Below are 26,638 nucleotides of genomic sequence, written 5' to 3' on the forward strand. Positions count from 1 at the left end.
CAAGCCGCTCAAGCCCCCACCCCGATCGCCACCAGCGCCTGCCCCGCAGCCACCTGCTCCCCGGGTCGCGTGTACACATCCAGCACCCGCCCCGCGCAGGGGGCCGTCACCACCGACTCCATCTTCATCGCCTCCACCGCCGCGATCCGCTGCCCCGCCGTGACGACCGACCCCGGCTCGACGTGCAGCTGCCACACCGTCGACAGGAACGGCGCCGCCACGACCACCGCCCCGTCCGGCACCGCGAACCCCGCCTGGTCCGGCGCGGTCGCGGCGACCGGCTCGGTCTGCCGGTCGAACTCTCCCGACGCGTGCCAGCGCTTCTTCTCCGCATCGAACGCAGTGCTCTGCCGCGCCCGGAACGCGGCGATCGAATCCGCCTCCCGCGCCAGGAACCGCTCGTACTCGGCGATCGAGAACGTCCCCTCGACCGTCTCGAAGTCGCCGCGGCCCGCGTCGGTCTCGGCGCGCAGCTCCAACAGTTCCTCGGCGGACACCGGATACCACTCGATCCGGTCGAAGAATCGCAGGGCCCAGGGATGCTCCCGGAACAGCCCGCCCCGGCGGAAGCGGTTCCACACCTGCACGGTCCGCCCCACGAACTGGTACCCGCCCGGCCCCTCCATCCCGTAGACGCACAGGTACGCCCCGCCGATCCCGACCGAGTTCTCGGCGGTCCAGGTGCGGGCCGGGTTGTACTTCGTCGTCACCAGCCGGTGCCGCGGATCCAGCGGGGTCGCGACCGGGGCGCCCAGGTACACGTCGCCGAGCCCGAGCACCAGATACGAGGCGTCGTAGACGATCCGCTGCACATCCTCGACCGTGTCCAGGCCATTGATCCGCCGGATGAACTCGATGTTCCACGGCGTCCAGGGCGCGTCGTCGCGCACCCCGGCCATGTAGCGCTCGATCGCCACCCGGGTGGCCGGGTCGTCCCAGGACAGCGGCAGCCGGACCGTCCGGGACGGCACCACCAGCTCCGAGGTCGGCGGGATCGTCGCCTCCAGCTCGCGCAGCAGCGCCGCCATGTCGGTCGCGCGCAGCGTCCGCGAGTCGGTGTGGACCTGCAGGGACCTGATGCCCGGCGTCACGTCCAGGACGCCGCGCGGCGCGTGCGCGGCCAGCGCCTCCTGTAGCGCGTGGACGCGCATCCGCAGCCCGATGTCGAGCGTCATCGGCCCGTACTCGACCAGCACGTTGCCGTCCCCGTCGCGCCGGTAGGTCACCTCCGGGCGGTCGTCGCGGGCCGGCAGCCGGCCCAGTACGCCGTCGTCCCCGTCGCCGCCGCGCAGCAGCACGGTGTGGCACGCGCGGTCGTCGGTGAGCAGCGCCGCGTCGGCCTCCCGCACCGGCACGAACCGCACGGTGTCGCCGGGCCGCAGCTGCCCCAGCTTCCACAGGTCGCCGCCGGCCACCACCACCGGGCAGACGAAGCCGCCGAGCGAGGGCCCGTCCGGCCCGAGGATGATCGGGGTGTCGCCGGTGAAGTCCAGGGCGCCGACGGCGTAGGGCGTGTCGTGGATGTTCGACGGATGCAGCCCGGCCTCGCCGCCGTCCTGCCGGGCCCACGCGGGCCGGGGCCCCAGCAGCCGCACGCCGGTCCGCGCCGAGTTGTGGTGCACGGTGTAGCAGGACGCGTACAAGGACTCGATGTCCGCGCGGGTGAAGAACTCCGGCGCGGCGTGCGGGCCCTCGGTGACGGCGATCTCCCAGGCGTCGGTGAACGCCGGGCGCCGGTGCACCGGGGTCGGCGGCCCGACCCGGGTCAGCCGCTCGCCCGGCGGGAAAGCCGGATGCGGGCGGTCGGAGTCCGGCGAACCGGGGCGCAGCACGTCGCCGGTGACCAGGGCCCGGCCGCCGTGGCCGCCGAACCCGCCGAGCGTGAAGGTCGAGGCGCTGTCCAGGTGGCGCGGCACGTCGAAACCGCCGCGCACGGCCACGTAGACCCGCAGCCCGGGACCGGCGACCGCACCGACCGCCAGCTCCGACCCGGCCGCGACCTCGACCGGCTCCCACATCGGCACCGGCTCCCCGTCCAGCCGGACCTCGCACGGCGCGCCGGCGACCGCGACGATCGTCGCCGCCGAGAAGAGCAGCGTCGGCCCCGAGGCGGTGGCCTCCAGCGCCGGTGCCCCGGCCGGGTTGCCGACGGCCAGGTTGGCCTCGGCGAAGGACACCGCGTCGAAGGGCCCGCTCGGCGGGACCCCGACCGACCACAGCCCGATGCGGCCCGGCAGGTCCTGGACCGTCGTCTGCAAACCCGGCACCAGCACGTCCACGCGCGGATCGGGGTCGCCGACGCGTCCGTCCTCGGCCAGCGTCGAGGTCGAATGCGTCACCGAACGCAGTGCCTGGTCGTCGGTCAGGGCCCTGAGAAGGCCGAGGTTCGTGACGATCCCGTCCACGCGGCAGCCCTGGAGCCCTTCGCGCAGCACATCGAGCGCATCGTCCCGGCTCGGACCGGACGCGATCACCTTGGCGAGCATCGGATCGTAGTGCCCTGAGACCTCCATCCCGGTCTCCAGCCAGCCGTCCACCCGCACCCCGGCCAGCGGCGGCGTGCCCTGGCCGGGGAACGTCGCGGCGGTGACCAGCCCGGAGCTCGGCTGCCCGCCGCGACCCGGGTCCTCGGCGTAGACGCGGGCCTCGACGGCGTGGCCGCGCGGCTCGTGCGGACCGAAGACGGCGTCGTCGAGCCCTGATCGCCCGTCCCGCGCCAGCCGCAGCATCAGGGCCACCAGATCGATCCCGAACACCTCCTCGGTGACCGGGTGCTCGACCTGCAGCCGGGTGTTGACCTCCAGGAACGAGGCCTCGGCCCGGACCGGGTCGTAGACGAACTCCACCGTCCCGGCCGACCGGTATCCGACACTCGCCAGCAGGTTCCGCGCCGAATCGTGCAGCAGGGCCCGTATATCGTCCGGCAGGCCCGGCGCGGGCGCCTCCTCGATCACCTTCTGGTGCCGGCGCTGGAGCGAGCAGTCGCGGTCGCCGAACACCGCGACCCGGCCGGCGCCGTCACCGAACAACTGCACCTCGACGTGCCGCGCCGGCCGGACCAGCCGCTCCAGGAACACCCCTCCCACCCCGAAGTTCGCCCCGGCCAGCCGACTGACCCGGTCGAACGCCTCGCGCACCTCCTCGGCCGTGGCACACGCCGCCATGCCGATCCCGCCGCCGCCCGCGGTCGCCTTCAGCATCACCGGGAAGCCGATCCGCACCGCCTCGGCGACCGCCTCGTCCGCCGAGGCCAGCAACCCGGATCCGGCGAGCATCGGCACGCCGGCCGCCGCCGCGAGGGCGCGCGCCGTGTGCTTGGTGCCGAAGGCCTCGATCTGGTCGGCGGTGGGGCCGACGAAGGCCAGGCCGGCCTCTTCGACGGCCCGGGCGAACTCCGCGTTCTCGGACAGGAAGCCGTAGCCGGGGTGCACGGCGGCGCCGTGCTCGACCGCGAGTTCCAGGATCGCCTCGGCGCGCAGGTAGCTCTCGCGCGCGGGCCCGGGGCCGATCCGGACGGCCGTGTCGGCCTCGCGGACGTGCGGCGCGGCGCGGTCGGCGTCGGAGAACACGGCGACGGTCCGCAGCCTGAGCTCCCGCGCCGAGCGGATCACCCGCCTGGCGATCTCGCCGCGGTTGGCGATCAGGACCGTGTCGAAGCGGGGGTTCACGCGTCCTCCTGAGCGGTTTGCGGGGCGTTCTGCGGGGCGGCGTCGGCAGCGGTGACGATCATGCGTAGCGGCGTCGGGTCGAAGGCGTTGCAGGGGTTGTTCATCTGCGGGCAGTTGGACACCACGACCAGCACGTCCCGCTCGGCCCGCACCGCCACGCGCTTGCCCGGCGCGCTCAGACCGTCGACGATGCCCAGCGCCCCGTCGGCCTCGACCGGGACGTTCATGAACCAGTTCAGGTTCGACACCAGATCCCTGACGCCCAGACCCCACTTGGCGCCCTCGAACAGGAAGTTCTCCCGGCAAGCGTGGTCGGCGGCGGTGTGGTGGCCGTAGCGAAGGGTGTTGGACTCCTTGGAGCAGGCCCCGCCGATGGTGTCCTGCCGGTCGACCTCGTTGCCGACGACCGTCATCAGGGGACTGCCGTGATTGGACCGCAGCACGGTGCCGGTGCGGACGTAGGCGTTGCCCGACCAGGTCAGCGTGTCCGGGACGCTGTAGCGCTCGGCCGGGTCGGCGGCGTCGAACAGCAGGCAGTCGGCGCTCTGGTTGCCGCCGACGTCCACGATCGTCAGCACCTGCCCGGCCGGCACCACCGCCGACCACGAGGCGCGCGCGGCGACCCGGTCGTCGCGCACGACGGTGCCGGGGACCAGGGGATGGGACCAGTCCAGGACGGTCACGAGCGGGACTCCCAGTCGTCGAGGGTGTTCAGGTACGCGCGGGTGCGCTCGGGGCTGGCGGCGAAGGACGCGTCGCCGGGCCCGGTCGGGGCGCTCCGCCAGGCGTGGATACGCAGGGGGCCGACGCGGTAGTCGGGTCGCGGGTCCAGGGGATGCGGGACGTTGGCGATCAGGACGATGAGCGGGAGCTCGGCGACCAGGTCGACCGAGGTTCCGGGACCGGCAGAACCCTGCCAGGTCAAGGCGCCGTCCTCGGCGACGCGGACGCCTTGGAAGAAGGACAGGGACGGGCCCAGGTCGCGCGGCGTCAGGCCGTGCTTCGCGGCGGCGAGGGTGAGGAGCGACTGCCCGGAGGGCGTCGGCCCCTCGGGACGGGCGTCGCCGAACTTGGCGGTGTTCCAGGCGTCGGAGCTGGTGCCACAGAAGGCGTCGTGGTGCTGCGAGGTGTCGGCGGCGAGGGTGGCCAGGACCCTGCCGTCGCCGGAGAGCAGGGGGTGGCCGGCGCCGAGGTAGGCCTGCCAGGGGATCTTGAGGGTGTCGGCGATGTTGAGGCGTTCGTACGGTGCGTCGGCCCGCAGGAGGAAGACGTTGGCGCAGGCGTCGCCGGTGGGGTCCTCCAGGCGGATCCGCGTGCCGCGGGCGACGGTGCGGTGCGTGTAGGCGGCCGGCGGGACGGTCTCGGCCCAGGTGAGGGCGTCCGGAGATACGTCGGACGGAACGTACGGAGACGTCGCCGCGGGGATGTAGGGCATGGATTGCGTGGCGGACGCGGTCGCCGATGCGGCCTGCGACCGCGCGTCGCTTCGGGCGGCGGTGATGGTGTCCGTCTGGCGGGTGGTCATGACGCCGCCTCGGCCACCGCTCCGGCCGCTCCGCCTGCCCCGGCCGCCGAGACCGCCCCGACCGCGATCACGCTGGGAGCCCGGTGCCGCCGGTGCGTCGCCGCGTAGTAGAGGCCGCCGACGGCCGTCGCTCCGGCGATGAACAGCACCCCCGACCAGCGCAGCCACCAGGTGTGCCCGGTCGTGTCGTAGACGGCGGTGCGCGGCCACAGCAGGTTGACCACCATCGCGGCCTGATAGAGCACGGCGATCGCCCCGACGGCGATGCCGAACCGGCCCAGGCTGAAGGCGGGGCGTCCGTCCTCGTCGTGCTCGCCGTCGAACCGGGCGGTCCATCCCGTCACCCGCCGCCACAACAGCGGGCCGGTCACCCCGAGGTATGCCAGATACAGCATCGCGATGCACAGGCTCGACAACGCCGTGAACAGCGCCGTCTGGCCGATGTTCACGACCAGCGCCGCCACCGCCCCGACGCCCACGACCAGGCTCGCGGTGATCGGCGTCCCGGTGCGCGGCGACACCTTCGCCAGGGTCCGGGAGAACGGCAAGGCGTTCTCGCGCGCCATCGAGAACACCATCCGCGACCCGGCCGTCTGGCAGGCCAGCGTGCACGCGAACACCGCCACCGCGACCGTGCACAACAGCAGCCGTCCCAACACCGACCCGAACCGCTGCGAGACCACCCAGGCCAGGCCGCCGGAGGCCAGGTTCCCGTCGGTCAGGCTGGGCGCCGCGATCAGCCCGGCCAGGATCAGCAGGCCGCCGCCGAGCCCTGACACGGCGACGGCGCGCACGATCGTCTTCGGCGTCGTCCGGCGCGGCGCGCGGGTCTCCTCGCTGAGCTCGCCGGCGGCGTCGAAGCCGACCAGGACGTACGCGGCCATCAAGGCCGAGGCCAGCCACGCGAACAGGTACGAGCCGCCCGAGGCCGCGCCGGTCGTGTGCAGCACGACGGTCGCGGACCGCTTGGGCAGGAAGAACAGCAGGGCTATCAGCGCACTGACACCGATCAGCTCGACGACCACGCCGGCGCTCGTGACCAGGGCCATGACCCGCACCGACACGATGGTCACGACCGTGGTGACGACCAGCAGCACGCAGCCGAGCAGCACCGCGTTCTCCGCGCCGGTCGAGGAGGTCGGCGTGGCGTTGGCGTGCGAGCCGCCGACGATCTGGAAGCCGTCCCAGATGCTCGGCAGCACCGCCTGCAGGGCGACGGCGGCCACCGCGACCGTGAGGATCTGTCCCACGATCATCGTCCAGCCGGTGAACCAGCCGAACACCTTCCCGGCCAGCCGCGTGGACCACTGGTAGATCGCCCCGGAGACCGGCCACCGCGCGGCCAGCTCCGCGAAGTTCAGCGCCACCAGCATCTGGCCGGCGAACACCAGCGGCCAGGTCCAGAAGAACGCCGCGCCGCCGAATCCGAAGCCCAGGCCGAACAGCTGGAAGACCGTGGTCAGGATGCTGACGAAGGAGAAGCCCGCCGCGAAGGAGGAGAAGGAGCCGACTCCGCGGCGCAGCTCCTGGCGGTACCCGAGGGCGGCCAGACTGTGGGCCTCGGCGAGGCCCGTCGCGGCCTCGCGGCCGGACGGGGACAGGGGTTGAGCGGGTGGCGCAGCGTTCGGGTGCTGACTCATCGCGGACCTCACCGGGACTGGCTAATACCTGTCGGTCGACAGGTATCACCCAAAGTCATATCGGCTGGTCACCGCTCCATGACGCGGTCGTACCCGCTGTGTTAAATCCGGCGCAGGCGCCTGTGTCTCCTACGCCTCGAACGGGGTGAGGACGAAGATCGGCATCTTCCTGCTGGTCTTCTTCTGGTACTCGGCGTAGTCCGGCCAGACGGCGACGGCGCGGTCGAACCAGGCCTCGTACTCCTCGTCGTGGACTTCCCGGGCCTGGTAGTCCTTCTTCGCCGGGCCGTCCTGGAGCTCCACGTGCGGGTTCGCGGTCACGTTGTAGTACCAGACCGGGTGCTTGGGCGCGCCGCCGAGCGAGGCGACCACGGCGTACTCGCCGTCGTGCTCGACGCGCATCAGCGGGGTCTTGCGCAGCTTGCCGGACTTGGCGCCCACCGAGGTCAGCACGATGACCGGCTTGCCCTGGTTCTCCGTGCCCTCGGTGCCTCCGGAGCTTTCGTAGAGCTCGACCTGGTCGCGGCTGAAGTCGAAGGTGCTGGGGTCGTACTCGCCGGTGAGAGGCATGGTTTCGTCATCCGATCCGTCGGTCCACCGGCCTGCCACGGGGCGTGGCAGGGCCTCGTCGTGTCGAAACGGACTTTACCCCGGTTCACCCGGCGAGGCCAGAGGACACGCGGACCGCGGGTACTACGCGCTGCATATGCGCCGGACGAGGTCCTGCCAGGCCTGGCCGATCCGGTCCTCGATGCCGGTGGGCTCGGTGAGGTCGGAGGTCGAGAGGTACAGCAGCGGAGGGGCGTCCAGGGCGGCGGTGAGCTGGATGGCCAGCATGTCCAGGTCGGCGCCGTCGAGCCGCATCTGTCCCAACAGCATGCGGATGTGCGTCCGGGACATCGGTGTCTCCGCGCCGGCCGGGATCGGCTGCCGGCCGTCGAGCGAGGCCCGGGCGATCTCACGGTTTCTGATCATGAAGGCGATTCTGGCCCGGCCGTAGGCGATCAGGCGGTCCGGCGCGGGGGCGCCGGGGCCCAGCGGCGGGGGGCCGGCCAGCACCTGCTCCTGGAAGTCACGCTCGTCGCCCTCGAGCAGCGCCTGGAAGATCCCCGCGCGGGTGCCGAACCGGCGGAACACCGTCCCCTTGCCGAGTCCGGCCCGCTCGGCCAGGCCGTCCATCGTCAGGCCGTCCGCGCCGCACTGTTCGGCCAGCATCTCGCGGGCCGTGGCCAGCAGGTGCTTGCGGTTGCGGACGGCGTCGGCGCGTTCGGTCGGGGGAGAGCCGACCGACGGTGAACCCAGGGACAGAGCAGGTGAACCCAGAGGCTGAGCGGGGCGGTCCATGGGGTCACTCTACCGGCGGGAATGTTAATCGGGGTAAAGTCCGTTTATCGTGGAGCGCGCCGACCCCGGCCGCGGACCCGCCCGCACCGGCGGCCGGCGAAAGCCTCGCCTGTTCAGCACACTCACAGATCGGAAGCACCATGAGCGACTTGAAGATCGCCGTCATCCTCGGCAGCACCCGGCCCGGCCGCAACGGCAAGGCCGTCGCCGACTGGGTCATGGAGAAGGCCGCGGCGCGCACCGGCGCGAAGTACGAGCTGGTGGACCTGGCCGACTACCCGCTGCCGCACCTGGACGAGGCCCTGCCGCCGGCCATGGGCCAGTACGCGGGGGAGCACACCAAGGCCTGGGCCGCGACCATCGCCGCGTTCGACGGGTTCATATTCGTCAGCCCCGAGTACAACCACTCCACGTCCGGCGTGCTGAAGAACGCGATCGACTACCTGCACGCCGAGTGGAACAACAAGGCGGCCGGCTTCGTCTCCTACGGCAGCCTCGGCGGCGCCCGGGCGATCGAGCACCTGCGGGCGATCTCCAGCGAGCTCCAGATGGCCACGGTGCGCCAGCAGCTGTCGTTCTCGATGTTCACCGACTTCGAGAACTTCTCCGTCTTCCACCCGGGCCCGCAGCACGACGCCTCCGCCACGGTCCTGTTCGACCAGCTCGAGGCGTGGGCCGGGGCGCTGAAGACCCTGCGGGTCTGAGCAAAGCGGGTCTGAGCAAAGGGGCCAGGCCGCCTCGCGGCGGCCTGGCCCGGGAAATCAGTACTCTGCTACGGGTACGAGACGACGTCGCTCGGCCCGACGAACGTCGAGCTGACCGGCGCGCCCTGGCCGTTGACGACCGACTGGATCCCGCCGGAGCCGGTGAGGAACACCGTCAGGATGTCGTGGAACTGGACGCCGGGGCTCGACGGCGCCTGGAACGCCATCGAGTTCTGGATGTCCACCCCCTGGTTGAAGAACGTGTAGCTGCCCATGCCGTAGCCCTGGAAGGTCTTCACGTGCTTGCCGACCAGGAAGGCGGGATAGCCGTTCTGGGTCGGGCTCGCCATCCACGAGGCCTGGTTCGGCACCTCGTACGGGTTCTCGTTCTGGAAGAAGATCACCGTGCCCTGCTGTCCGTTCCAGACCGTCTCGTTCTTCTGGAAGTGCTCGACCGCGAGCCCGTAGGCCGTGACGCCGTTCCCGTTGACGGTCAGACCGGTGTCGGCCTGGTCGGAGGTCCAGGTCCCGGCGCCCGCGCCGTGGTCGGCGCGCCAGATCCAGACGTCGTCGAGGATCGAGCCGTTGCTGTTGTCCACGAAGGCGTCGCGCACCGTGCCGGCCGTCGCGCCGCCGACCCGGAAGAACACGTCGTCGACGGAGATCGGGTCGTCGGCGTGGCTCACCGGGAAGGGCAGCGGCGCCACGTCGAGCAGGGCCGGCGACTCGGCGGTTCCGGCGTCGAAGATCAGGCCGGACAGCGTGGTGCCGCCGGTGTCCGCGACGTCCATCGTCACGTTGCCGTCGGTGGGGACCAGGGTGGGGAAGCCGAGGCCGACGATCTGCGTGTTCGGCCACAGGACGTGGATCGTCCGCGGGACGTTGTAGACGCCCGGCGTGAACAGCAGGTCGTCGCCGAGCAGCAGCGCCGTGTTGATCTGCGTGACGGTGCTCGCCGGGTTCACGACGTAGAACCTGCTCAGCGGCAGCGAGGTCCCGGGCGTCTGGCCCGCGGCCCAGCTCGGTCCGCTCGAGTTCTTCTGGAGCGAGGGGACGAAGACCCGGTACTGGCCGGAGTCGTCGAGGTAGAGGTACGGCGCCTCCTTGGTCACCGGGCACGTGGCCAGCGTCGTGTAGGGCGCCGGGCCGCCGGGGTCTCCGGAGTTCGCGGCGAAGCTCTGGGCCGGCGCGCTCGGGTCCCCGCAGAAGACCTGGTTCCAGACGCCGTTGGTCCAGCCGTCGAGGGCGGTGTCGCGGGTGATGTACTGCTGCTGCGAGCCGTTGATGACGGTGCCGCCGGTGAAGCGGGAGTCGGCGATGAAGCCGCCGCTGGCGTAGTCCGGCGAGCCGTCGCAGTAGTCCATGAGGCTCACGTTGCCGTTGACGACGACCCGGCGCAGCGGGGAGGCCTGCGAGGCGGCCCAGAACTCGGTGTTGGCCTGGCAGCCGTTCCCGCCGGCGACGTTGATCGTCAGGTTCGTCACCGAGCGCCAGAAGTTGTCGGTGGCGTTGCAGTTGGTCTGGCTGCCGAGGCACTGGTTGTAGACGTCGAGCGAGCCGTTGATGACCGTGCGGTCCGGGGTCAGGCCCAGGCCTGCGACGCTGGTGTAGTAGCCGACCTGGAAGACCAGCGGGTTCGCGGCGGAGCCGTAGGTCCCGGGCTTGAACAGCAGGGCGTAGCGCTCGGTGCCGAACTGGTTCGGGACCTGCTGGGTGGCGATCGTGTCGAGCGTGGTCTGGATCGAGGCCTGCGACATCGTCGGGTCGAAAACGATCACGTTCGGGCCGAGGGCGCCGCCGGTGGGCGGGAGCGTCGCAGGGCTCTGGTGGGCGGCGTTCGCGGAGGTGGATGCGGAGGTGGATGCGGTGGTGGTCGCGGAGGTGGATGCGGCCGCGGACGCCGTGTGCGGCGCGGATGCCGACGCGCTTGACGTGGTGAGGGCGGAGGCGGTCACGAGGCCCAACGCCGCCGCCGTGATCGTCAGAGCCCGGCCCGCGCGCCCGAGGGTGCGCGGGAAGCGGAAACGTTTACGTTGAATCACATTCCACCTAGCCTTCGTAGCGGATGTCTGTGATACCTGCGCTGGAGAGCGCTCTCAGGGACAGGAGTGAACTCGTGTGCCAGGAGTGCTGTCAAGAGATGCTCTCTAGCTGGTCGAAGGCTCTGGCAGGTCAAACGCTTCAGGTGGTCGTCGGCCCTACTTGTCCGCGGCCGCCCGCACCACCACCCGCGTGCAGGCCACCACGGCGGCGATGACCAGCGCGGCGAACACCACCATGGCGCTGCGGGCGGAGACGTGCTGGGTCGCGATGCCCAGGCCGACCACCGGCACGGTCAGGCCGACGTAGGCACCGAGGAAGAACCCTGCCAGGACCTCGGCCCGGGATTCCGGGGCGGCGGTGGAGGCGGCGGCGGTGATCGCGGCGCGGAAGGAGATGCCGGCGCCGGCACCGGCCAGGGCGCCGCCGATCACGAAGGTGGTGAGGTCCGGCAGCCACATGCCGGCGATCATCAGGGCCAGGCCGGGGATCAGCAGCAGCGGGCCGGTGCGCAGCGCGGTGGGAAGTGCGGCACGGCTCATCGCGATCTGGGCCAGCGCGCCGGCGGCGAAGGCGGTGAAGGCCACGGCGCCGGCCACCGCGTGCGAGGTCTGGTGCAGGGTGCCGGCCAGGAACGACGGGGCCAGCGAGGTGAAGACGCCGTAGACGGCGAACGTGGCCGCGCCGGCCGCCGTGGCGGCGAGGAACATGGGGCGGGCGTGCGGCGGCACCGCGATGCGCTGCGGGCGGTAGCGGGGCATCGGGTCGGGGCGGTCGGTGGTCTCGGGGGAGAGGGCTATGAACAGGGAGAGCACCAGGAGGGTCGCGCCGAAGACGTAGTACGACAGGCGGAGCGGCTGCGGCGCGTACTGCGCGAGGAGCCCGGCGACCAGCGGGCCGACGCCGATGCCGCCGAGGTTGGCGGCGGTGGCCACGATCTGTGCTGTTTGCGCGGAGCGTGCCGTTTGGGCGGAGCGTGCGCGCTGCGCGGAGTGCGAGGCGTCCGCGAGCGTCCCGCGGTGCAGCTCGGACAGGTAGGCGGTGGCCGTCGCGGTGGTCAGGCCGATCGAGACGCCGGAGACGACACGGGCCACGAGCAGGCCGGCCAGGCTCGGCGCGAGGACGAAGATCAGGCCGCTGAGGACGTTGACCAGCAGCGCCGGGACCAGGACCCGCTTGCGGCCCAGGCGGTCCGACAGGTGGCCGCCGAAGAACAGGCTGGCGACGACCCCGATCGCGTAGGCGCCGAAGACGACGGTGAGCGTGATCGTCGAGAAGTGGTCGCGGCGCTGGTAGAGGACGTAGAGCGGGGTGGGCACCGCGGAGAATCCCATGTTCACCAGGAAGGCGGCCGCGGCGGCCCAGAACCCGAACGAGTGGTGGCGGCGCCGGCGCGCGTGGTCGGGGCCCGCTGTCTTTTCCATCGCCGCCGCCGAACCCGACGGCGCGGAGGTCCCATTCGAAATCACTGTCATGCGACAAGCGTGCGCGCCGACGCTTATTATGTACAACGAAAAGAAATCATGACGATCATCGATGAGAGACATAACGTGGAGCTCAGACACCTGGAGCACTTCGTCGCCGTCGCCGAGGAGCGCAGCTTCACCCGCGCCGGCGCCCGGCTGCACCTGGTCCAGTCGACACTGTCGGTCTCGATCCGGTCCCTGGAGCGGGAGCTCGGCGGCCGGCTGTTCGACCGCACCACGCACCAGGTGGAGCTCACCGACACCGGCCGCGCCCTGCTGGCCGAGGCCCGGAACGTCCTGTCCGCCGTCGACGTGGCGCGGGACGCGGTCGCCGCCGCGCAGGGCGGCCTGCGCGGCACGGTCCGGGTCGGCATCATGCACTCGCTGCACCTGATCGACATGGCCGCGATGCTGACCCGCTACCACCGGGAGCGTCCAGCGGTGCGGATCATCCCCATCACCGCGCAGAGAGGATCGGCCGAACTAGCCGCCCGCGTCGCCGACGGGGACCTCGACATGGCCTTCGCTGCGCTTCCCGGCGAGTACCCGCCCGGCGTCACCGCGCACCGGCTGGCCTCCGAACCGATGCTCCTGGCCTGCCCCGCCGACGACCCACTCGCCGCCCGGGACGTCATCCCGCTCGCCGACCTCGACGGCGCCCGCTTCGTCGACTTCCCAGTCGGCTGGGGCATCCGGAACGGCGTGGACCGCCTGTTCCTGGGCGCGGGCCTGCACCGCGTGGTCGCCGTCGAGGTGACCGACATCCCAACCGCCGTCGACCTGGTCCGCGCCGGCTTCGGCTACGGATTCCTCAGCCCGTCGCTGACCGTCGGATCACGTCCGGTGGCGCTGCGCCCGGTGGCGCCGACGCAGGAATTCGAGGTCTCACTCCTCACTCCTGCCGAACGCCACTCCTCGGCTGCCGCGCGGGCGCTGATCGACGTGGTGCTCGCGAGCTGAGCGTCGCCCGCACGCTCGAGGCTGCCGCCGACATTCGGAGGCTCGCCTCATCACGGACGCTGCAACGATGGCCACATGGACGACCGGGATGATGGCAAAGACGAGGTGCTGGTCCGGCGCGCGTACACCGCGCTGCAGGGCGGCGACACGCGGCCCGAAGCCGTGTTCGCAACGCTCGCCGAGGAGGCGGGCGACTACCGTGCCGCCGCACTTGCCGTGTGCGCGGCGGTCGGCGTGCCACGCTCGCAGGCGCACCAGCGGTGGGCCGGTATAGGTGAGGAAGCGCTGTCGCAGATGCTGCCCGGCGACGAGGCGGCCGACCTTGGCGTGTTTCTGGAACTCGCCGGATTCTTCGACGTGCACCCGGACCTCGCCGAGCCCGAACAGCAGGCTCGCCGCCTGTTGGAACAGGCCTTTGCCGCAGCCGGCGGGGTACCGAGCGGTTATGCACACAACCTGATCCGCAAGCTACGGACCGGCCGCCTGGCCGAGGCGTTCGTCTCAATGGTCACATACGGGGCGGGGCGCAGCCGACTTACGCCGCGCGAGTACTGGGAGTACCTGCTTGCCGCTGCCGAACTGCTTCCCGGCGCTGATGTCGATCGATTCGAATCCTGCGTGACGATGAGCCGTCAACGGCTCGACCAGACCAGCCCCTAGGCATCACACGGGATGCCGCCGCTCAGACCTGCACCTGTCCGCCGTCGACGAAGTGCTCGGCGCCGGTGATGAACGAGCTCTCCGGCCCGGCGAGGAAGGCGGCCAGTGCTGCGACCTCCTCGGGGCGGCCCATGCGGCGCAGCGGGACCTGACCGGCGAGCGCGCTGTGGAGGTCCTCTGTGCTCTGGCCGAATCGGGTGGCCAGGCCCTCGATCGCGGGGGTGGCGATGGGGCCGGGGGTGATGACGTTGACGCGCACGCCGCGCGGGGCCAGTTCGGCGGCCCAGGTGCGGCCGAGGCTGCGGACGGCGGCCTTCGATGCGGCGTAGACGCCCATGCGGTCGACGCCCTGGTGGATGGTGGTGGAGCCGAGGAGGATGACCGATGCGGTCTCTGCGAGCAGGGGCAGGGCTTTCTGCACGGTCAGCAGGCTGCCCTTGGTGTTCACGCCGAAGACGTGGTCGAACTGCTCCTCGGTGACGTCGGTCAGGCTCGCGCCGTCGCCCAGGCCGGCGTTGGCGACCACGACGTCGAGCCGCCGGCCGTCGCCGCGGATGACGTCCATGACGCGGTCGAGGTCGGCGGCGCGGGAGACGTCCGACTGGACGGGGACCACGTTGGGGCCCATCTCCTTCGCCGCGGCTTCGAGTTCGTCCGCGCGTCGGCCGGTGATGTAGACGCGGGCGCCGTCGTCGGCGAAGCGCTGGGCGATGGCCTGTCCGATGCCGGCGGAGGCTCCGGTGACCAGGGCTGTCTTTCCGTCCATGGGGCTCATGACGCCTGTCCTTTCGAGGTTCTTGACTGCCTAGTCCAGAACGTAGCCCATTCTGGACCGGGTGGTCAAGAACGGGTATCGTAGGGCCATGGCGCGTCCCCGGAGCTTTGACGAAGACGAGGTTTTGCGCGTCGCCAGGGACCAGTTCTGGGCGACGGGCTACGCGGCGGCGCGGGTCGACGACATCGCGGCCGCCACCGGCCTGGGGAAGGGCAGCCTCTACGGCGCTTTCGGCGACAAGCACCAGCTGTTCCTGCGTACGTTCGACGAGCACAGCGCCGCGCTGGTCGAAGGCGTGCGCCGGCAGCTGGAAGGCCCGGATGCCGGCGCCTACGAGCGCTTGCGCGCACATGTCGCGGCGGTCGCGGACGCCACCGCCTCAGACGTGTGCCGGCGCGGCTGCCTGCTCGCCAAGGGCACCGCCGAGCTCTCGGGCCAGGACCCGGAAGTCGTGGCCACGGCCCGCCGCACCTTCGCGGCCATCGAGGAGCTGATCGCCTCCTGCGTCGCCGGGGCGCAGCGGGCCGGCGAGATCGACCCGGACGCCGACCCGGGCCGTCTCGCCGGACTGCTGCTGGCCGTGTTGCGCGGGATCGAGGCCCTGGGCAAGGGCGGTAGCAGCCCCGAATCGCTGCGTGCCATCGCCGAAACGGCGATGGCCGTCCTGCCTCGGCCGTAGGACGTATGTCGAAGGGCCCTGAGATGAGCGTGTGGCCCTGAGTCAGGCCCGCTCGGAAGTCGTGATCGGCGCGATCGGCATCGGAACCTCCAGATCGACCAACGGCGCATACAACTGCCCGCCGTAGCAGTCGGAGTCGCGCAGGTCGCCCTGGCGCACCGGTCGCGGCATGGAGACCTTCACCGCCTCGGCGCGGTCGTGGTGCACCACCAGGATGTCGGCGGGGTCGCCTCCGTACAGTGCGGCGAACAGCTCGGGCGTCAGCACGCCGGAGCCTCGCAGCGCCTCGTAGCTCGCGGTGTCGCGGCCCATGAAGTCGAAGGTCAGGACGAACGGCCCGGCGTTCTTGGAGCGGATCAGGGAGCACAGGTCGAGCAGGCGCATCAGGGCTTCACCTCTTCGTGGACGGTGCGGAACATCTCGTGCGGGTCGGTGGGCTCGACGACGTGGTTCAGCGTGAACTCGTACAGTGGGCCGCGGTCGATCTCCGGCGGTGAGAACGGGAACGCGATGGTGCTGGCCAGGCCTTCGTACTCCGGGATCGGCAGGTGGGAGCTGGCGTGCGCGACGAAGGTGGCGATCGCGTGCGCGATCGCCTGGGTCGGCGCCGTGATCGTGATCAGTACGCCGAGTTCGTGCACGGGCCGGTCGCGGTCGGGGTCGTTGGTGCCGAGCACCGCGTCCTGGCCGTAGAGGCGGTAGTCGATGTCGACGTCGTCGGGATCGACGCGGCCGCCGAACACGTCCCGGATCTTGGCCCGGAAGTACTCCTTCGCCATCGGCAGCAGCGTCGGCAGCTGCTCGATGACCACGCGGTCGCGGATGCCGCCGATCGCGATGGTCTGGTAGCCGGCCAGGCGCGAGCCCTCCAGCTTGATCGTGTAGGTGTCGCTGGGCACGTATTCGGCGCCGGCGACGCGCACCGTCCACTCGTCGACCGCGGTGTAGGTGGCGTTCGTGGTGTCCAGGACGCCCGACGGCTCCGTGATCAGATACGGGTTGGCGTTCTCGTACAGGGTGTGCGCGGCCACCGAATGCGGCGTGAGCCGGACGGACGTGTCGAGCGTCTGGACGTCGAAGTGATCGTCGCGCAGGTGGACGAACAGCCCGTCGGGTCTCGGGGGCACCGCGCAGGCCGCGCCGCACTCGACGGTCTTGGCCGCGTGCCAGTTCAGGCCGGGGTCGGCGCCCATCGCGTGCGGGAGCGCCGCGAACAGGGCGGTGTCGCTGGCGCGCCCGGCCAGCACTACTTCCGCGCCGTCGCGCAGTGCCCGCTGGATCGGCTCGACGCCCATCATGCCAACCACATGGCTGTCGGTCAGGGTGCTGACGTCGATCGGCGGCGCGGGCTGGAGCGGACGGACGCGGCCCTGGTCGTAGCGCATGGTGAGGTAGCCGGGGTCCTGGTCGGCGTATATCAGGGCGAGCTTGAACCCCAGCCCTTCCTGCCGGGCGATCTCGCGGGCGATGTCGGCCACCAGATCGACACCCGCATCGCGGCCGCTGGTGCCGCAGGACCCGATGATCAGCGGCACCCCGAGCGTGTCACGGGCTTTGAGCAGCAGCCGCAGGTCGCGGCCGACGGCCTCCCGCGACAGCTTCGGCTGCCCGGCGCCCAGGTAGTACGGCCCGCTGTCGGTGGAGCCGGCATCGCACGCGATGACGTGCGGCCGCAGCGCGACTCCGCGTTCCAGCGACGCGGCGGGGAAGCCCGCGCCGAGGGCCCCGGTGGGGGCCAGGATTCTGATCTCCATGGTGTCGTTCTCCGTTCTTTGCAATTTGCTATAGCAACGGTGCGATGGGAGGCCGCGTCAGGAGGACGAAGCGGCGCCCCCGGTCCTGGTCTAGGCGTCCCAGCCCGCGAGGTCGCCCGCCGAGGACAGGGCATGGACCCGCGCGAGCTGTTCGGCCAGGTCGCTGTTCCGGTCGCGCAGCGCCGCGAGGAGCTGGTGGTGCTGGCCGTAGCGCTGGATCTGGCTGGTCGCGCCGGCGTTGAGCTGGGCGGCGGCGATCTTCAGCCGTTCGGAGCGGCTGAACGCGCGGACCTGGGTCAGGGTGCGCGTCAGCTGGATGTTGTCGGCCGCGAGCTCGATCTCGGCGTGGAAGTCGCGGACCGCGTTGAAGATCCGCTCCACCTGGTCGGGCGTCAGTTCCCGGCCGGCGTCGCGGTCCTCGCGCAGGATGACGGCGGCGTCGTCGGCGGCGTCGAGGAGCTGCTGCATCCGTTCGAGCTGCGCTTTCGTGGCCTTCTCGGCGGCGAAGCGCGCGGCCACTCCTTCCAGAGCCGCCTCGATGGTTCCGCTCTCGGATCGCGCCTGCGGGGAGACGGTCGCCACCCGCAGGGACCGGGGCCCGGTCCGTTCGACGAGTTGTTCCTGCTCCAACCGGCGCAGCGCCTCCCGGACCGGCGTCGGGCTCACTCCCAGGCTGGCGGCCAGACCGCGCTCGGTGATCTTGTCGCCCCAGGGCAGGTCGCCGTGGACGATCGCCGCCCGCAGCGCCTTGTAGGCCTGGTCGGCGAGCGACTGCGAGCTGAGTTCCGGGAGCGTCATGGTCCTATTCGATTTCTGCTACAGCAAATTTGTCAAACGCCTCCGGCTCGTCGGTGACCATGCTCGCGGCGTCGTCGACCACGCTGACCTGGACGTTTCCGCCGCTCAGCGGCTGAGGACCCAAGACCTGCAGCACCTGCGGTCCGACCTGCACGGTGTGCAGGAAGTGCTCACCCAGGAAGATGCTCTGCGTGACCTGCCCCGACCAGCCGGGCTCCCCGGCACCCGGCGCGCGCGGCGAGGATGAGACGGACAGCGACTCGGGCCGCACCGCCAAGGTCACAGCCCCCGGCCCCGGCGCCACATCGCTGCGGAACCGTACGCCTCCGGCCAGCCCCGCCGCGTCCAGCACATAACCGTCGCCGCCGACATGGCGCGCCGTCCCGGTCACGAAGTTGCACCGGCCCAGGAACGAGGCGACGAACCGACTCCCCGGCCGCCGGTAGACGTCCAGCGGCGCACCGGCCCGCACGACCCGGCCGCCGCTCATCACCAGGATCTGGTCGCTCATCGCCAGCGCCTCGGTCTGGTCGTGGGTGACGAACACGGTCGTGATGCCGAGCTCGCGGTGCAGCGCGCCGAGCCAGTCCCGGGCCCGGTCGCGCAGCTTGGCGTCCAGGTTGGAGAACGGCTCGTCCAGCAGCAGCGCGGTCGGGCCGTGCGCCAGCGCTCGGGCCAAGGCGACGCGCTGCTGCTGCCCTCCCGACAGCTCATGCGGATGCGCGTCGGCGCGGTGGCTCAGCTCGACGAGTTCCAGGACCTCCCCGACCCGCTTCTTGATCTCGGCGCGGTCGGTGTGGCGGACCTTGAGCGGGAATCCGACGTTGGCTGCGACCGTCAGATGCGGCCACAGCGCGTAGGACTGGAACACCACCCCCAGCTCGCGGCGCTCGGCCGGGACGTTGCGGCGCTGCCGCGCGTCGAACAGCACCTGGTCGCCGTGGCGGATGGTGCCGTGCGACGGGGTCTGGAACCCCGCGATGGACATCAGGGTCGTGGTCTTCCCGCAGCCCGACGGCCCGAGCAGGGTGACGAACCGCCCGTCGGGCACGGTGAAGCTGACGTCGTCCAGGACCCGGGAGGACCCGAACGTCTGGGTCAGGGAACGTACCGAGATCTCAGGCATGGCGGGCCTTCCTCCGCACGGACGAGTTGAGGGCGAGGCCGATCGCGAGCGCGACGGCGACCAGCAGGACCTGGATCAGGGCCAGCGCGGCGACCGGCCCCGGCAGCCCCTTGCCCCAGGTCTGCAACATGGTGGTGCCGAGCAGTTCGGTACCGGGCTTGGCCAGGAACACCACCGGGTCGTAGTCGCTGACCAGCGTCACGAACATCAGCACCACCGCGCTGAGGATCGCCGGCCGCAGCAGCGGCAGGGTGATCCGGCGCGTCGTGGTCCACCAGCCCGCGCCGGACGTCGAGGCCGCCTTCGCCAGCTCCGGACTGATCCGGGCCAGCGCCGGGGCGATGACGATGTACGCCAGGGTCATGTTGCGCACGCTCAGCGCCAGCAGCTCGCCCCACAGGCTGTTGCGCAGCATCGCGCCGGGCCAGTCCACGATCAGGAACAGCCAGAAGAATCCGACGCCGAACACGATGCCGGGCGTGGCGCGGGGATAGACCAGCAGCGCGGGCAGCGTGCGGCGCAGCCGGAACCGCGACCGGCCGGCGACGACCGTGGCGACCGCGACCAGCGCCACGGTGGCCACGCTGCCGATCACCGCGACGACGAGGCTGTCGGTGATCGCCCGGTGCAGCGTGGGGTCCGACCAGGTCTGACTCCAGTTGCCGCCGGTCCACAGGTGCCACGGCGCGACCAGCGTCGTCAGCGACGTGACCGAGGACATCAGGCCCAGGCCGAGCAACGGGATCACGCAGGTGACGGCGACGAATCCGGCCATGAGCAGCGCGGCCGGACGGCGCCAGCGGCCCAGCTCCAGGGCGCGCGCGGGCGGCGTGGCCCGGGTGCCGGAGGTGTATCGGGCCGAGTGTCGCAGCAGCCTGCCGCGGACGATCAGCAGCGCCGAGGCGACGGCCAGCAGCAGGATCGCGCCGGCCGAGACGATCGGCGGGTCCGGGACGGTGCTGTTGGACCAGGTGTCGTAGAGGTAGCTGGCGATGAAGCTGATGTTCGCCGGGCGTCCGAGGAACAGCGGGATGCCCAGGACCTCCAGGCACAGGGTGAAGATCAGCATTCCGGAGTCCAGCAGCGCGGTGCGCAGCATCGGCACGGTCACGGTGCGCAGGACGCGGATCGTGCCGCCGCCGGACGCCCGGACCGCGTCCTCCAACGCTCCGTCGGCGCCCTCCAGAACCGCCTTGCACGTCAGATAAGCGATGGGGAGGGTGACGACGGCTCCGAGTACTGACATGCCGGGGATGGAGGTCAGGTTCCAGACGGGCAGGTGCAGGTTCTTGTGCCACAGCTGCGTGAGGTAGCCGGCCGGCCCATAGAGCGATTCCCAGCCGACGATCAGCCCGAGCGGCGGGATCAGCAGCGGGGCCAGCAGCGCCGGGCCCAGCCAGCGTCTGCCGGGCAGGTCGGTGCGGGTGATGAGGACGGCGAACGCGGCGCCGAGCGTGACCGCGAGCGTGGTGGTGGTGACCGCGAACAGCAGGGTGTTGACGGCGGCGCTGCGGAACGCCGAGTCGGCGAACAGCTGCCGGTAGGCGTCCGTGCTGAACACGCCGCCGGGCAGGTAGTAGGGCTTGGACCGCAGTGAGGTGATCACCAGCGGGACCAGCGGCGCCAGGGTCAGCACGGCGACCGCGGCCCACACCAGGTACTGGCCCGGTGCGGACGGCAGGTGCCGGCGCCGGTTCCGGCCGCGGGCGGCGACCGGGACGGCTTCGTCGAGGGTGCGGGTTGCCATGGTGGTCGGCGGCCGGTCAGTGGCCGAGGGCCTTGTTCCAGCCGGCCGTGATGGCCGTTTGCTGGTTGACCACGTCCTGGGTGACGGGGACCAGGAACTCGGTGCTCGGGTCGACGTGTGTGGCCAGATCGGTGAGGTCGGCGGTGCAGCCGGTCGCGGGCTTGAAGCCGTTCATCGACGCCTCCATCCCGGCCGCGCACATGACCTGCTGACCGGGATCGCTGTAGACGAAGTCCAGGAAGAGCTGGGCCGAGGCCGCCGAGGCCGCGCCGGCGGTCTGCGAGATCAGCCGCGGGGTCAGGGGCGTGGCGTCCGTCATGTAGCCGTACTTGATCAGGCCCTTGTACTGCGGGACGACGGCCTGGGCCAGCCCGCTGGACAGCCAGCCGAAGGAGGCGCCGCCGCCGGCCAGGTAGGTCAGTCCGTCCAGGCCTTCGTCGAAGGTCTTGGTGTGCGGGCCGTACGTCGCGAGGTAGCCGGCGACGGTGGCGGCGCCGAGGACGTGGTCGAGGCCGTAGACGGCGTTATAACCGAGCGGGTTGGCGGGGGAGTAGCTGACCAGCGGGTACTTCGCCGGGTCGGCCTTGATGTCGGCGGCGAGCTGCGCGTAGCTCGTGGGAACGTCGGCCCCGGACAGGGTCTTGGTGTTCCAGGCGGTCAGCACCGGATCCGGTGACATCACAAAAACACCGTGTCCCTGGTCGATGTAGTGAGGGAAGTTCGCGAGGCCCTGCGGGGTCACGTCGGCGATCAGGCCGTTCTGTTCGGCCTGCAGCGCCTGCGGAATCGCGTCGGAGATGAGGAGGTCGGCGGTCCGTGCGCCCTGGGCGTGCTCGGACTGGAACTTTGTGTAGACCTGGTTGTCGGACAGCTGCGAGTACGCGGGCTTGATCCACGGGTACGCCTTGGCGAAGGCGTCCAGCAGCGGCTGCATGACCGCGGTCGGCGTGTTGCCGTACAGGATCAGCCCGGACTCGGTGTGCGACTTGGTCACGAGGTCGGCGACCGCGGCGGGGGCGGCCGGTGTGGATGCGGCGCTCTGCGGTGGGGTGCTGGTGCTCTTGGAACAGCCGGCTGCGGCGACTCCGAAGGCGAGGGCGGCGACGGTGATCGTGGTGGCTCTGCGAGCGGCGGCGGAGCGGGAGCGGCGGGGGGACATGACGAGCTCCTCTCGGGCTTGAAGGATCGGACTTGAAGGATCGGCTTGGAGATTTGCTATAGCAATGTGCCTCTAACGTGCCCGAAACGTTGTCCCTGCACGAGCCCTCGATGTTAGGCGAAACGAAAGGTGCGTCTGCTATAGCAAAGGTCGGCTAGCCGCGCTTAAGCGAAACGAAAGGTGTCCCCACCTAGCGTCCGGGACCGTAGCCGGTCCGTGCCCGCGGATCAGGCGGTTCTAGGAGGTGGAGATCGTGGAACGCTTCGGTGCGCTGCTCCTGCGTCACCGGCTGGTGGTGACCCTGGCCTGGGTCGTCGTGACCATCGTCGGGGTGCTGATGGCGCCGAACGTGGGCGGCCGTCTGCAGAGCGGGACGACCGTCAACACGGCCAGCTATCACGCCAACGTCGCGCTGCAGAAGGAGTACGGCGGCGTCGGCGCGAACCCCAGCGTGCTGGTGGTCGACCTGCCGCACGGTGTCACCGCCGACAGCCCGGCGGTCAAGGCCGGCCTCACGGCCGCCGACAAGGTCGCCGCCGGCGTGCCCGGGGTCCGCGACCTGTCCTTCGCCACCACCGGTGACCAGGCGCTGGTCGGTTCCGGCGGGACGTCCACGCTGGTGATGGTCTACCCGCCGGTCAGCGGTAACGCGGTGGACGCGCCGGTGCTGGACGCGATGGGCTCGGCGATCACCGGGGACGTCCCGGGCGCCGTCGTGCACCAGACCGGCATCGAGCAGCTTTCCGCCGGCGGCACCGGCGGCGGGTCCAGCGTGCTGACCGAGCTGCTGGTCGGCGTCGGGCTCGCGCTGATCGTGCTGGCCTGGGTGTTCGGTTCGGCGCTGGCCCCGCTGCCGCTGCTGTCGGCGCTGGTCTCGGTGCTGACGATGCAGCTGGCCATCTACGGCCTGACTTACGTGACCAGCATCCACATCAACCCCTCGGTGCAGTTCATCGTCGCCCTGCTGGGCCTGGGCCTGTCGGTCGACTACTCGCTGCTGCTGGTCAACCGCTGGCGCGAGGAACGGGATCGGGGCGCCGACAACCGCCAGGCGGTCGTGCGGGCGGTCAAGCGCGCCGGACACTCGGTGGCGTTCAGCGCGCTCATCGCCTCGCTCGGGCTGTTCGCGCTGATCGTGGTGCCGGTGTCGTTCCTGCAGGGCGTGGGGCTGTCCGGGCTGTTCATCCCGTCGATCGCCGCGCTGGTGGCGCTCACGACCATCCCGCTGCTGCTGTCCACGGTCGGGCCGCGGCTGGACAAGATCCGGCTGCGTCGTCGCAAGAGCACCGGACCCGGGGCGATGTGGACCCGGACCGCGAAGGCCATCGTGGCCCGGCCCAAGACGGCGGCTGTGACCGGGCTGGCGATCCTGGGAACGCTGTGCGCGTTCGGCTTGACCATCAACATCGCATCGCCGGCCTCGACGTCGCTGGCCGCGAACGGACCCGCGCAGCAGGGCCTGGCCGCGCTGCAACACGACGGCTTCCCGACCGGCGTCCTGACCTCGATCCCGATCGAGCTCCCGGCCGGCACCGACCCGGCGGCGACCGCCGCGACCCTGCGCGCGCTGCCGTCGATGCACGGCGTCCTGGTCGCCGACAACCCGGCCTGGCAGCACTCCGGCAGCTCGGTGATCATGGGGCTGCCGACCAGCGAGATCGGCACCTCGCACGCCGGATCGGCGCTGGCCGACCTGCACGCCGCCGTGCCGCACAACGCCATGATCGGCGGAGACCTGGTGCAGTCGACCGACGTCACGCACATCATGTCCAGCTGGTTCCCGGTGCTGCTCGGTGTGGTCGCGCTGCTGACCTTCGTGCTGCTGGCCCGGGGCATGCGCTCGCTGCTGCTGCCGGCCAAGGCGGTCGCGCTGAACGTGCTGTCGGTCGGCGCCGCATACGGGGTGCTGGTGCTGATCTGGCAGCTCGGCTGGGGGTCGAAGAGCCTGTGGGGCATCCCGGCGACAGGGTCGATCAGTCCGTTCGTCCCGATGTTGCTGTTCGCGTTCTTGTTCGGGGTGTCGATGGACTACGAGGTGTTCATCCTTGCCAGGGTCCGGGAGGCCTACGACCGCACCGGACGCACGAATGACGCCGTGGTCGAGGGTGTCAGCCGGACCGGACGCCTGGTCACGAGTGCCGCGCTGATCCTGTTCCTGGCCCTGGCCTCGCTGTCGTCGGCCCCGGACGTGACCATCAAGATGATGGCCACCGGCATGGCCGCCGGAGTCCTGATCGACGCCGTGGTGGTGCGGACGCTGCTCACCCCGGCGCTGGTGGTGCTGTTCGGCCGTGCCAACTGGTACCTGCCCGCGTGGGCCGCCCGGCTGTTGCGCGTGAAGCCCTCGGCACCGGGTCACGCGCTGGACGCACAGGACGCAGCCGACGCTGACGACGGCTCGGCGGACGCGCCGACCCCGCACCCGTCCGTGCATGCTTGAGCCATGAGAGTCCTCGTCATCGAAGACGACGAATCCACCGGTGCATCCCTGACCTGGGGACTCCAGGCCGAGGGGTACACCGTCGTGCTCGCCGTCGACGGTGACGAGGGGCTGTGGCAGGCCACCGAGCACGACTTCGACCTGATCGTCCTCGACGTCATGCTCCCCGGCCTGGACGGCTACCAGATCTGCGCGCGCCTGCGCGAGGCCGGGAACTGGACGCCGATCCTGATGCTCACCGCGATGGACGCCGACCTCGACCAGGCCGAAGGGCTGGACCTCGGCGCCGACGACTACCTCACCAAGCCGTTCGCGTACCCGGTCCTGCTGGCCCGGATGCGGGCCCTGCTGCGGCGCGGCGGCAAGCCGCGCCCGGCGCTGCTGACCGCCGGCGACCTGACGCTGGACCCGGCGACCCGCGTCGTCCGGCGCGCCGGGCAGACCGTCACGCTGACACCGGGGGAGCTGGCGGTGCTGGAGTACCTGCTGCGGGCCGAAGGACGTGCGGTGTCGAAGGCGGAGCTGCTGGCGCACTGCTGGGACGAGAACTCCGAATCCGACCCGGCGGTCGTGGAGGTCCGCATCCACCATCTGCGCCGGAAGGTGGACGAGCCGTTCGGCTCCCGCCTCATCGAGACGGTACGGGGAGCGGGGTATCGCGTTGAACCGCAGACCTCTTAGCCGCCTTCGCAGCCGCGTCCGGCACCGTCCTCGCAGCCGCTCGCTGCGGCTGCGGCTCACCGCGCTGGCCGCGCTGGCGATCACCGTGACCGTCGGGCTGGCGACCGCCGTGCTGGTCGCCACGCTCGTCAGTTCCGTGCGGTCGAACGAGACCACCACCTTGAACGCCTACGCCGAATCCGTCGCCCGCTCGGCCACCGACGGCCGCTGGCCCACGCCGCTGCCTCCGGCTCCCGGCGACCCGGGGATGTGGGCGCAGGTCGTCGACTCCTCCTCCGGCCAGGTCGTGGCCGCCACGCAGAACGTCGCCGGGCGGCCCGCGATGTACACGCTCGCGGCGGGCAGCACGTCGCCCAAGCCGTCACCGAGCCTGGTGGGGCACGAGGACGAACAGGTCGCCGCGCAGCGGTACGTGGTGGGCTCGACGCCGGTCGTCGTCTACGCCGGCGGCCCGACCCGGCTTCTCAGCATCCTGACCAGCGACATCAGAGGGCACCTTCTCTACGCCGTACCGGTGGTGCTGCTCGGCGCGATCGGCATCTCCTGGCTGCTGATCGGCCGTACGCTCCGTCCGGTCGAGCGGATGCGGGCCGAAGCCGCCGAGATCACCGGCAGCGGCCTGCACCGCCGCATCCCCGAACCGGACGGCGACGACGAGATCGGCCGGCTGGCCCGCACCCTCAACATCATGCTCGGGCGCCTGGAGACCTCCGCCGCCCGGCAGCGCCGCTTCGTCTCCGACGCCTCGCACGAGCTGCGGACGCCGGTCACCGCCATCCGCACCTCGATGGAAGTGGGCCTCGCGCACCCCGACCGGGCGCCCTGGCCCGAGCTCGCGGCGCGTGCCGTCGCCGAGGCCGCGCGGCTGCAACGCCTGGTCGACGACCTGTTGCTGCATGCCCGCGCCGACGACGACACGCTGGTGGCGCGGCACGAGCCGGTTGATCTGCACGGCTTGGCCGTCGCCGCGGTCGCTGCGGTCGAGGCCGTGCCGTCCCGGATCCCCATCGCCGTCGAAGTCGAGGCCGGGGCCGGGGCCGAGGACGAGGCCGGCGTGCGGGTCGCCGGCGATCCGGACCAGCTCACGCGCCTGCTGCGCAACCTGCTGGACAACGCCGAACGGCACGCGACGGCGCAGATTCGCGTGCGGGTCACGATGGACGGGCCCCAGACCGCCGTCGTCGAGGTGATCGACGACGGCCCCGGGATCCCCCTCGCGGATCGCGAGCGGATCTTCGACCGGTTCGTCCGGCTCCAGACCGCGCGGGAACGCGGGCCGGGAGCGACTGCGGGTACCGGATTGGGGCTGTCGATCGCGCGCGACATCGTCACGGCGCACGGCGGGACGATCGACGTCACCGACTCCGATCCCGCGCGGGGCGACGAGCGCGGGGCGACGTTCACCGTGCGGTTGCCGGCCGTCGATCGGTAGGGCTTAGTTACTTCACATTAATTAAGCTAAAGTAACTAGT

The 26,638-nt window shown here is 71.3% G+C and carries 22 protein-coding genes; 7 read left to right on the forward strand and 15 right to left on the reverse strand.

Going from position 1 to position 26,638, the window contains the following annotated elements:
- Positions 1–8: 8 nt before the first annotated feature.
- From uca to ABH920_RS22225, 6 genes are all read right to left on the reverse strand, one after another.
- Positions 9–3,668 (reverse strand): urea carboxylase, encoded by a 3,660-nt coding sequence (gene uca, locus ABH920_RS22200; protein ID WP_370350997.1) that lies wholly within the window; start codon positions 3,666–3,668, stop codon positions 9–11.
- Complete coding sequence (locus ABH920_RS22205) at positions 3,665–4,351, reverse strand: urea amidolyase associated protein UAAP2 (protein ID WP_370350998.1); 687 nt, start codon at positions 4,349–4,351, stop codon at positions 3,665–3,667. The genes uca and ABH920_RS22205 overlap by 4 nt, the downstream gene beginning before the upstream one ends.
- Positions 4,348–5,193, reverse strand: coding sequence for an urea amidolyase associated protein UAAP1 (locus tag ABH920_RS22210; protein ID WP_370350999.1), 846 nt, complete (start codon positions 5,191–5,193; stop codon positions 4,348–4,350). The genes ABH920_RS22205 and ABH920_RS22210 overlap by 4 nt, the downstream gene beginning before the upstream one ends.
- Complete coding sequence (locus tag ABH920_RS22215; protein WP_370351000.1) at positions 5,190–6,833, reverse strand: amino acid permease; 1,644 nt, start codon at positions 6,831–6,833, stop codon at positions 5,190–5,192. Before ABH920_RS22215 ends, ABH920_RS22210 begins: the two co-directional genes overlap by 4 nt.
- Before the next feature lie 129 nt (positions 6,834–6,962).
- Positions 6,963–7,403 (reverse strand): nitroreductase family deazaflavin-dependent oxidoreductase, encoded by a 441-nt coding sequence (locus tag ABH920_RS22220; protein ID WP_370351001.1) that lies wholly within the window; start codon positions 7,401–7,403, stop codon positions 6,963–6,965.
- Between the two features lie 123 nt (positions 7,404–7,526).
- A complete protein-coding gene (locus tag ABH920_RS22225; RefSeq protein ID WP_370351002.1) occupies positions 7,527–8,177 on the reverse strand; it encodes a TetR/AcrR family transcriptional regulator in 651 nt (216 codons plus the stop codon).
- A gap of 140 nt (positions 8,178–8,317) precedes the next feature.
- Here ABH920_RS22225 and ABH920_RS22230 point away from each other — a divergent pair, with 140 nt between their 5' ends.
- The gene (locus ABH920_RS22230) at positions 8,318–8,881 is read left to right on the forward strand and encodes an NADPH-dependent FMN reductase (RefSeq protein ID WP_370351003.1); all 564 of its coding nucleotides are present in this window, start codon (positions 8,318–8,320) and stop codon (positions 8,879–8,881) included.
- Between the two features lie 68 nt (positions 8,882–8,949).
- On the opposite strand, the gene ABH920_RS22235 is transcribed toward ABH920_RS22230, so the two are convergent.
- On the reverse strand, positions 8,950–10,923 hold the full coding sequence (locus ABH920_RS22235; protein WP_370351004.1) for a hypothetical protein: 1,974 nt from the start codon (positions 10,921–10,923) through the stop codon (positions 8,950–8,952).
- 156 nt (positions 10,924–11,079) lie between these two features.
- Complete coding sequence (locus ABH920_RS22240) at positions 11,080–12,396, reverse strand: MFS transporter (protein WP_370351005.1); 1,317 nt, start codon at positions 12,394–12,396, stop codon at positions 11,080–11,082.
- Between the two features lie 48 nt (positions 12,397–12,444).
- Here ABH920_RS22240 and ABH920_RS22245 point away from each other — a divergent pair, with 48 nt between their 5' ends.
- Positions 12,445–13,347: a LysR family transcriptional regulator gene (locus ABH920_RS22245; protein ID WP_370351006.1), complete on the forward strand. Its 903-nt coding sequence runs from the start codon at positions 12,445–12,447 to the stop codon at positions 13,345–13,347.
- A gap of 75 nt (positions 13,348–13,422) precedes the next feature.
- Positions 13,423–14,007, forward strand: a complete 585-nt coding sequence (locus ABH920_RS22250; protein ID WP_370351007.1) for a hypothetical protein — start codon at positions 13,423–13,425, stop codon at positions 14,005–14,007.
- A 22-nt stretch (positions 14,008–14,029) separates the two neighbouring features.
- Here ABH920_RS22250 and ABH920_RS22255 read toward each other — a convergent pair whose 3' ends face one another.
- The gene (locus ABH920_RS22255) at positions 14,030–14,782 is read right to left on the reverse strand and encodes an SDR family NAD(P)-dependent oxidoreductase (RefSeq protein ID WP_370351008.1); all 753 of its coding nucleotides are present in this window, start codon (positions 14,780–14,782) and stop codon (positions 14,030–14,032) included.
- A gap of 88 nt (positions 14,783–14,870) precedes the next feature.
- Here ABH920_RS22255 and ABH920_RS22260 point away from each other — a divergent pair, with 88 nt between their 5' ends.
- The gene (locus tag ABH920_RS22260) at positions 14,871–15,461 is read left to right on the forward strand and encodes a TetR/AcrR family transcriptional regulator (protein ID WP_370351009.1); all 591 of its coding nucleotides are present in this window, start codon (positions 14,871–14,873) and stop codon (positions 15,459–15,461) included.
- A gap of 42 nt (positions 15,462–15,503) precedes the next feature.
- Here the strand turns inward: ABH920_RS22260 and ABH920_RS22265 are convergent, their stop codons facing one another.
- The 6 genes from ABH920_RS22265 to ABH920_RS22290 form a co-directional block, all read right to left on the reverse strand.
- Positions 15,504–15,845 carry a DUF4387 domain-containing protein gene (locus ABH920_RS22265; protein ID WP_370351010.1) on the reverse strand — a complete coding sequence of 114 codons (342 nt, stop codon included), beginning with the start codon at positions 15,843–15,845 and terminating at the stop codon, positions 15,504–15,506.
- Positions 15,845–17,215, reverse strand: coding sequence for an acyclic terpene utilization AtuA family protein (locus tag ABH920_RS22270; protein WP_370351011.1), 1,371 nt, complete (start codon positions 17,213–17,215; stop codon positions 15,845–15,847). Before ABH920_RS22270 ends, ABH920_RS22265 begins: the two co-directional genes overlap by 1 nt.
- Before the next feature lie 90 nt (positions 17,216–17,305).
- Positions 17,306–18,013, reverse strand: coding sequence for a GntR family transcriptional regulator (locus tag ABH920_RS22275; protein WP_370351012.1), 708 nt, complete (start codon positions 18,011–18,013; stop codon positions 17,306–17,308).
- A gap of 4 nt (positions 18,014–18,017) precedes the next feature.
- Positions 18,018–19,139: an ABC transporter ATP-binding protein gene (locus tag ABH920_RS22280; protein ID WP_370351013.1), complete on the reverse strand. Its 1,122-nt coding sequence runs from the start codon at positions 19,137–19,139 to the stop codon at positions 18,018–18,020.
- The gene (locus tag ABH920_RS22285; RefSeq protein WP_370351014.1) at positions 19,132–20,886 is read right to left on the reverse strand and encodes an ABC transporter permease; all 1,755 of its coding nucleotides are present in this window, start codon (positions 20,884–20,886) and stop codon (positions 19,132–19,134) included. The genes ABH920_RS22280 and ABH920_RS22285 overlap by 8 nt, the downstream gene beginning before the upstream one ends.
- Before the next feature lie 16 nt (positions 20,887–20,902).
- On the reverse strand, positions 20,903–22,045 hold the full coding sequence (locus ABH920_RS22290) for an extracellular solute-binding protein (protein WP_370351015.1): 1,143 nt from the start codon (positions 22,043–22,045) through the stop codon (positions 20,903–20,905).
- 253 nt (positions 22,046–22,298) lie between these two features.
- On the opposite strand from ABH920_RS22290, the gene ABH920_RS22295 reads away from it, so the two are divergent.
- Genes ABH920_RS22295 through ABH920_RS22305 form a run of 3 tightly spaced genes read left to right on the forward strand, consistent with a single transcriptional unit; the run spans position 22,299 to position 26,598 of the window.
- Positions 22,299–24,485 carry an MMPL family transporter gene (locus tag ABH920_RS22295; protein ID WP_370351016.1) on the forward strand — a complete coding sequence of 729 codons (2,187 nt, stop codon included), beginning with the start codon at positions 22,299–22,301 and terminating at the stop codon, positions 24,483–24,485.
- A 3-nt stretch (positions 24,486–24,488) separates the two neighbouring features.
- The gene (locus tag ABH920_RS22300; protein WP_370351017.1) at positions 24,489–25,166 is read left to right on the forward strand and encodes a response regulator transcription factor; all 678 of its coding nucleotides are present in this window, start codon (positions 24,489–24,491) and stop codon (positions 25,164–25,166) included.
- On the forward strand, positions 25,147–26,598 hold the full coding sequence (locus ABH920_RS22305; RefSeq protein ID WP_370351018.1) for a sensor histidine kinase: 1,452 nt from the start codon (positions 25,147–25,149) through the stop codon (positions 26,596–26,598). The genes ABH920_RS22300 and ABH920_RS22305 overlap by 20 nt, the downstream gene beginning before the upstream one ends.
- The last annotated feature ends 40 nt before the right edge of the window (positions 26,599–26,638 follow it).

Origin of the sequence: Catenulispora sp. EB89, from assembly GCF_041261445.1 — a bacterium.
Lineage (GTDB): Bacteria > Actinomycetota > Actinomycetes > Streptomycetales > Catenulisporaceae > Catenulispora.

Excerpts from the sequence above, each read along its gene's own strand:
- ABH920_RS22255 (WP_370351008.1), bottom strand. The coding sequence starts at position 14,782 with ATGAGCCCCATGGACGGAAAGACAGCCCTGGTCACCGGAGCCTCCGCC.
- ABH920_RS22250 (WP_370351007.1), top strand. The coding sequence starts at position 13,423 with ATGGACGACCGGGATGATGGCAAAGACGAGGTGCTGGTCCGGCGCGCG.
- ABH920_RS22245 (WP_370351006.1), top strand. The coding sequence starts at position 12,445 with ATGACGATCATCGATGAGAGACATAACGTGGAGCTCAGACACCTGGAG.
- ABH920_RS22300 (WP_370351017.1), top strand. The coding sequence starts at position 24,489 with ATGAGAGTCCTCGTCATCGAAGACGACGAATCCACCGGTGCATCCCTG.
- ABH920_RS22285 (WP_370351014.1), bottom strand. The coding sequence starts at position 20,886 with ATGGCAACCCGCACCCTCGACGAAGCCGTCCCGGTCGCCGCCCGCGGC.
- ABH920_RS22210 (WP_370350999.1), bottom strand. The coding sequence starts at position 5,193 with ATGACCACCCGCCAGACGGACACCATCACCGCCGCCCGAAGCGACGCG.
- ABH920_RS22240 (WP_370351005.1), bottom strand. The coding sequence starts at position 12,396 with ATGACAGTGATTTCGAATGGGACCTCCGCGCCGTCGGGTTCGGCGGCG.
- ABH920_RS22215 (WP_370351000.1), bottom strand. The coding sequence starts at position 6,833 with ATGAGTCAGCACCCGAACGCTGCGCCACCCGCTCAACCCCTGTCCCCG.
- ABH920_RS22270 (WP_370351011.1), bottom strand. The coding sequence starts at position 17,215 with ATGGAGATCAGAATCCTGGCCCCCACCGGGGCCCTCGGCGCGGGCTTC.
- ABH920_RS22280 (WP_370351013.1), bottom strand. The coding sequence starts at position 19,139 with ATGCCTGAGATCTCGGTACGTTCCCTGACCCAGACGTTCGGGTCCTCC.
- ABH920_RS22230 (WP_370351003.1), top strand. The coding sequence starts at position 8,318 with ATGAGCGACTTGAAGATCGCCGTCATCCTCGGCAGCACCCGGCCCGGC.
- ABH920_RS22225 (WP_370351002.1), bottom strand. The coding sequence starts at position 8,177 with ATGGACCGCCCCGCTCAGCCTCTGGGTTCACCTGCTCTGTCCCTGGGT.
- ABH920_RS22260 (WP_370351009.1), top strand. The coding sequence starts at position 14,871 with ATGGCGCGTCCCCGGAGCTTTGACGAAGACGAGGTTTTGCGCGTCGCC.
- ABH920_RS22290 (WP_370351015.1), bottom strand. The coding sequence starts at position 22,045 with ATGTCCCCCCGCCGCTCCCGCTCCGCCGCCGCTCGCAGAGCCACCACG.
- ABH920_RS22275 (WP_370351012.1), bottom strand. The coding sequence starts at position 18,013 with ATGACGCTCCCGGAACTCAGCTCGCAGTCGCTCGCCGACCAGGCCTAC.
- ABH920_RS22220 (WP_370351001.1), bottom strand. The coding sequence starts at position 7,403 with ATGCCTCTCACCGGCGAGTACGACCCCAGCACCTTCGACTTCAGCCGC.
- ABH920_RS22265 (WP_370351010.1), bottom strand. The coding sequence starts at position 15,845 with ATGCGCCTGCTCGACCTGTGCTCCCTGATCCGCTCCAAGAACGCCGGG.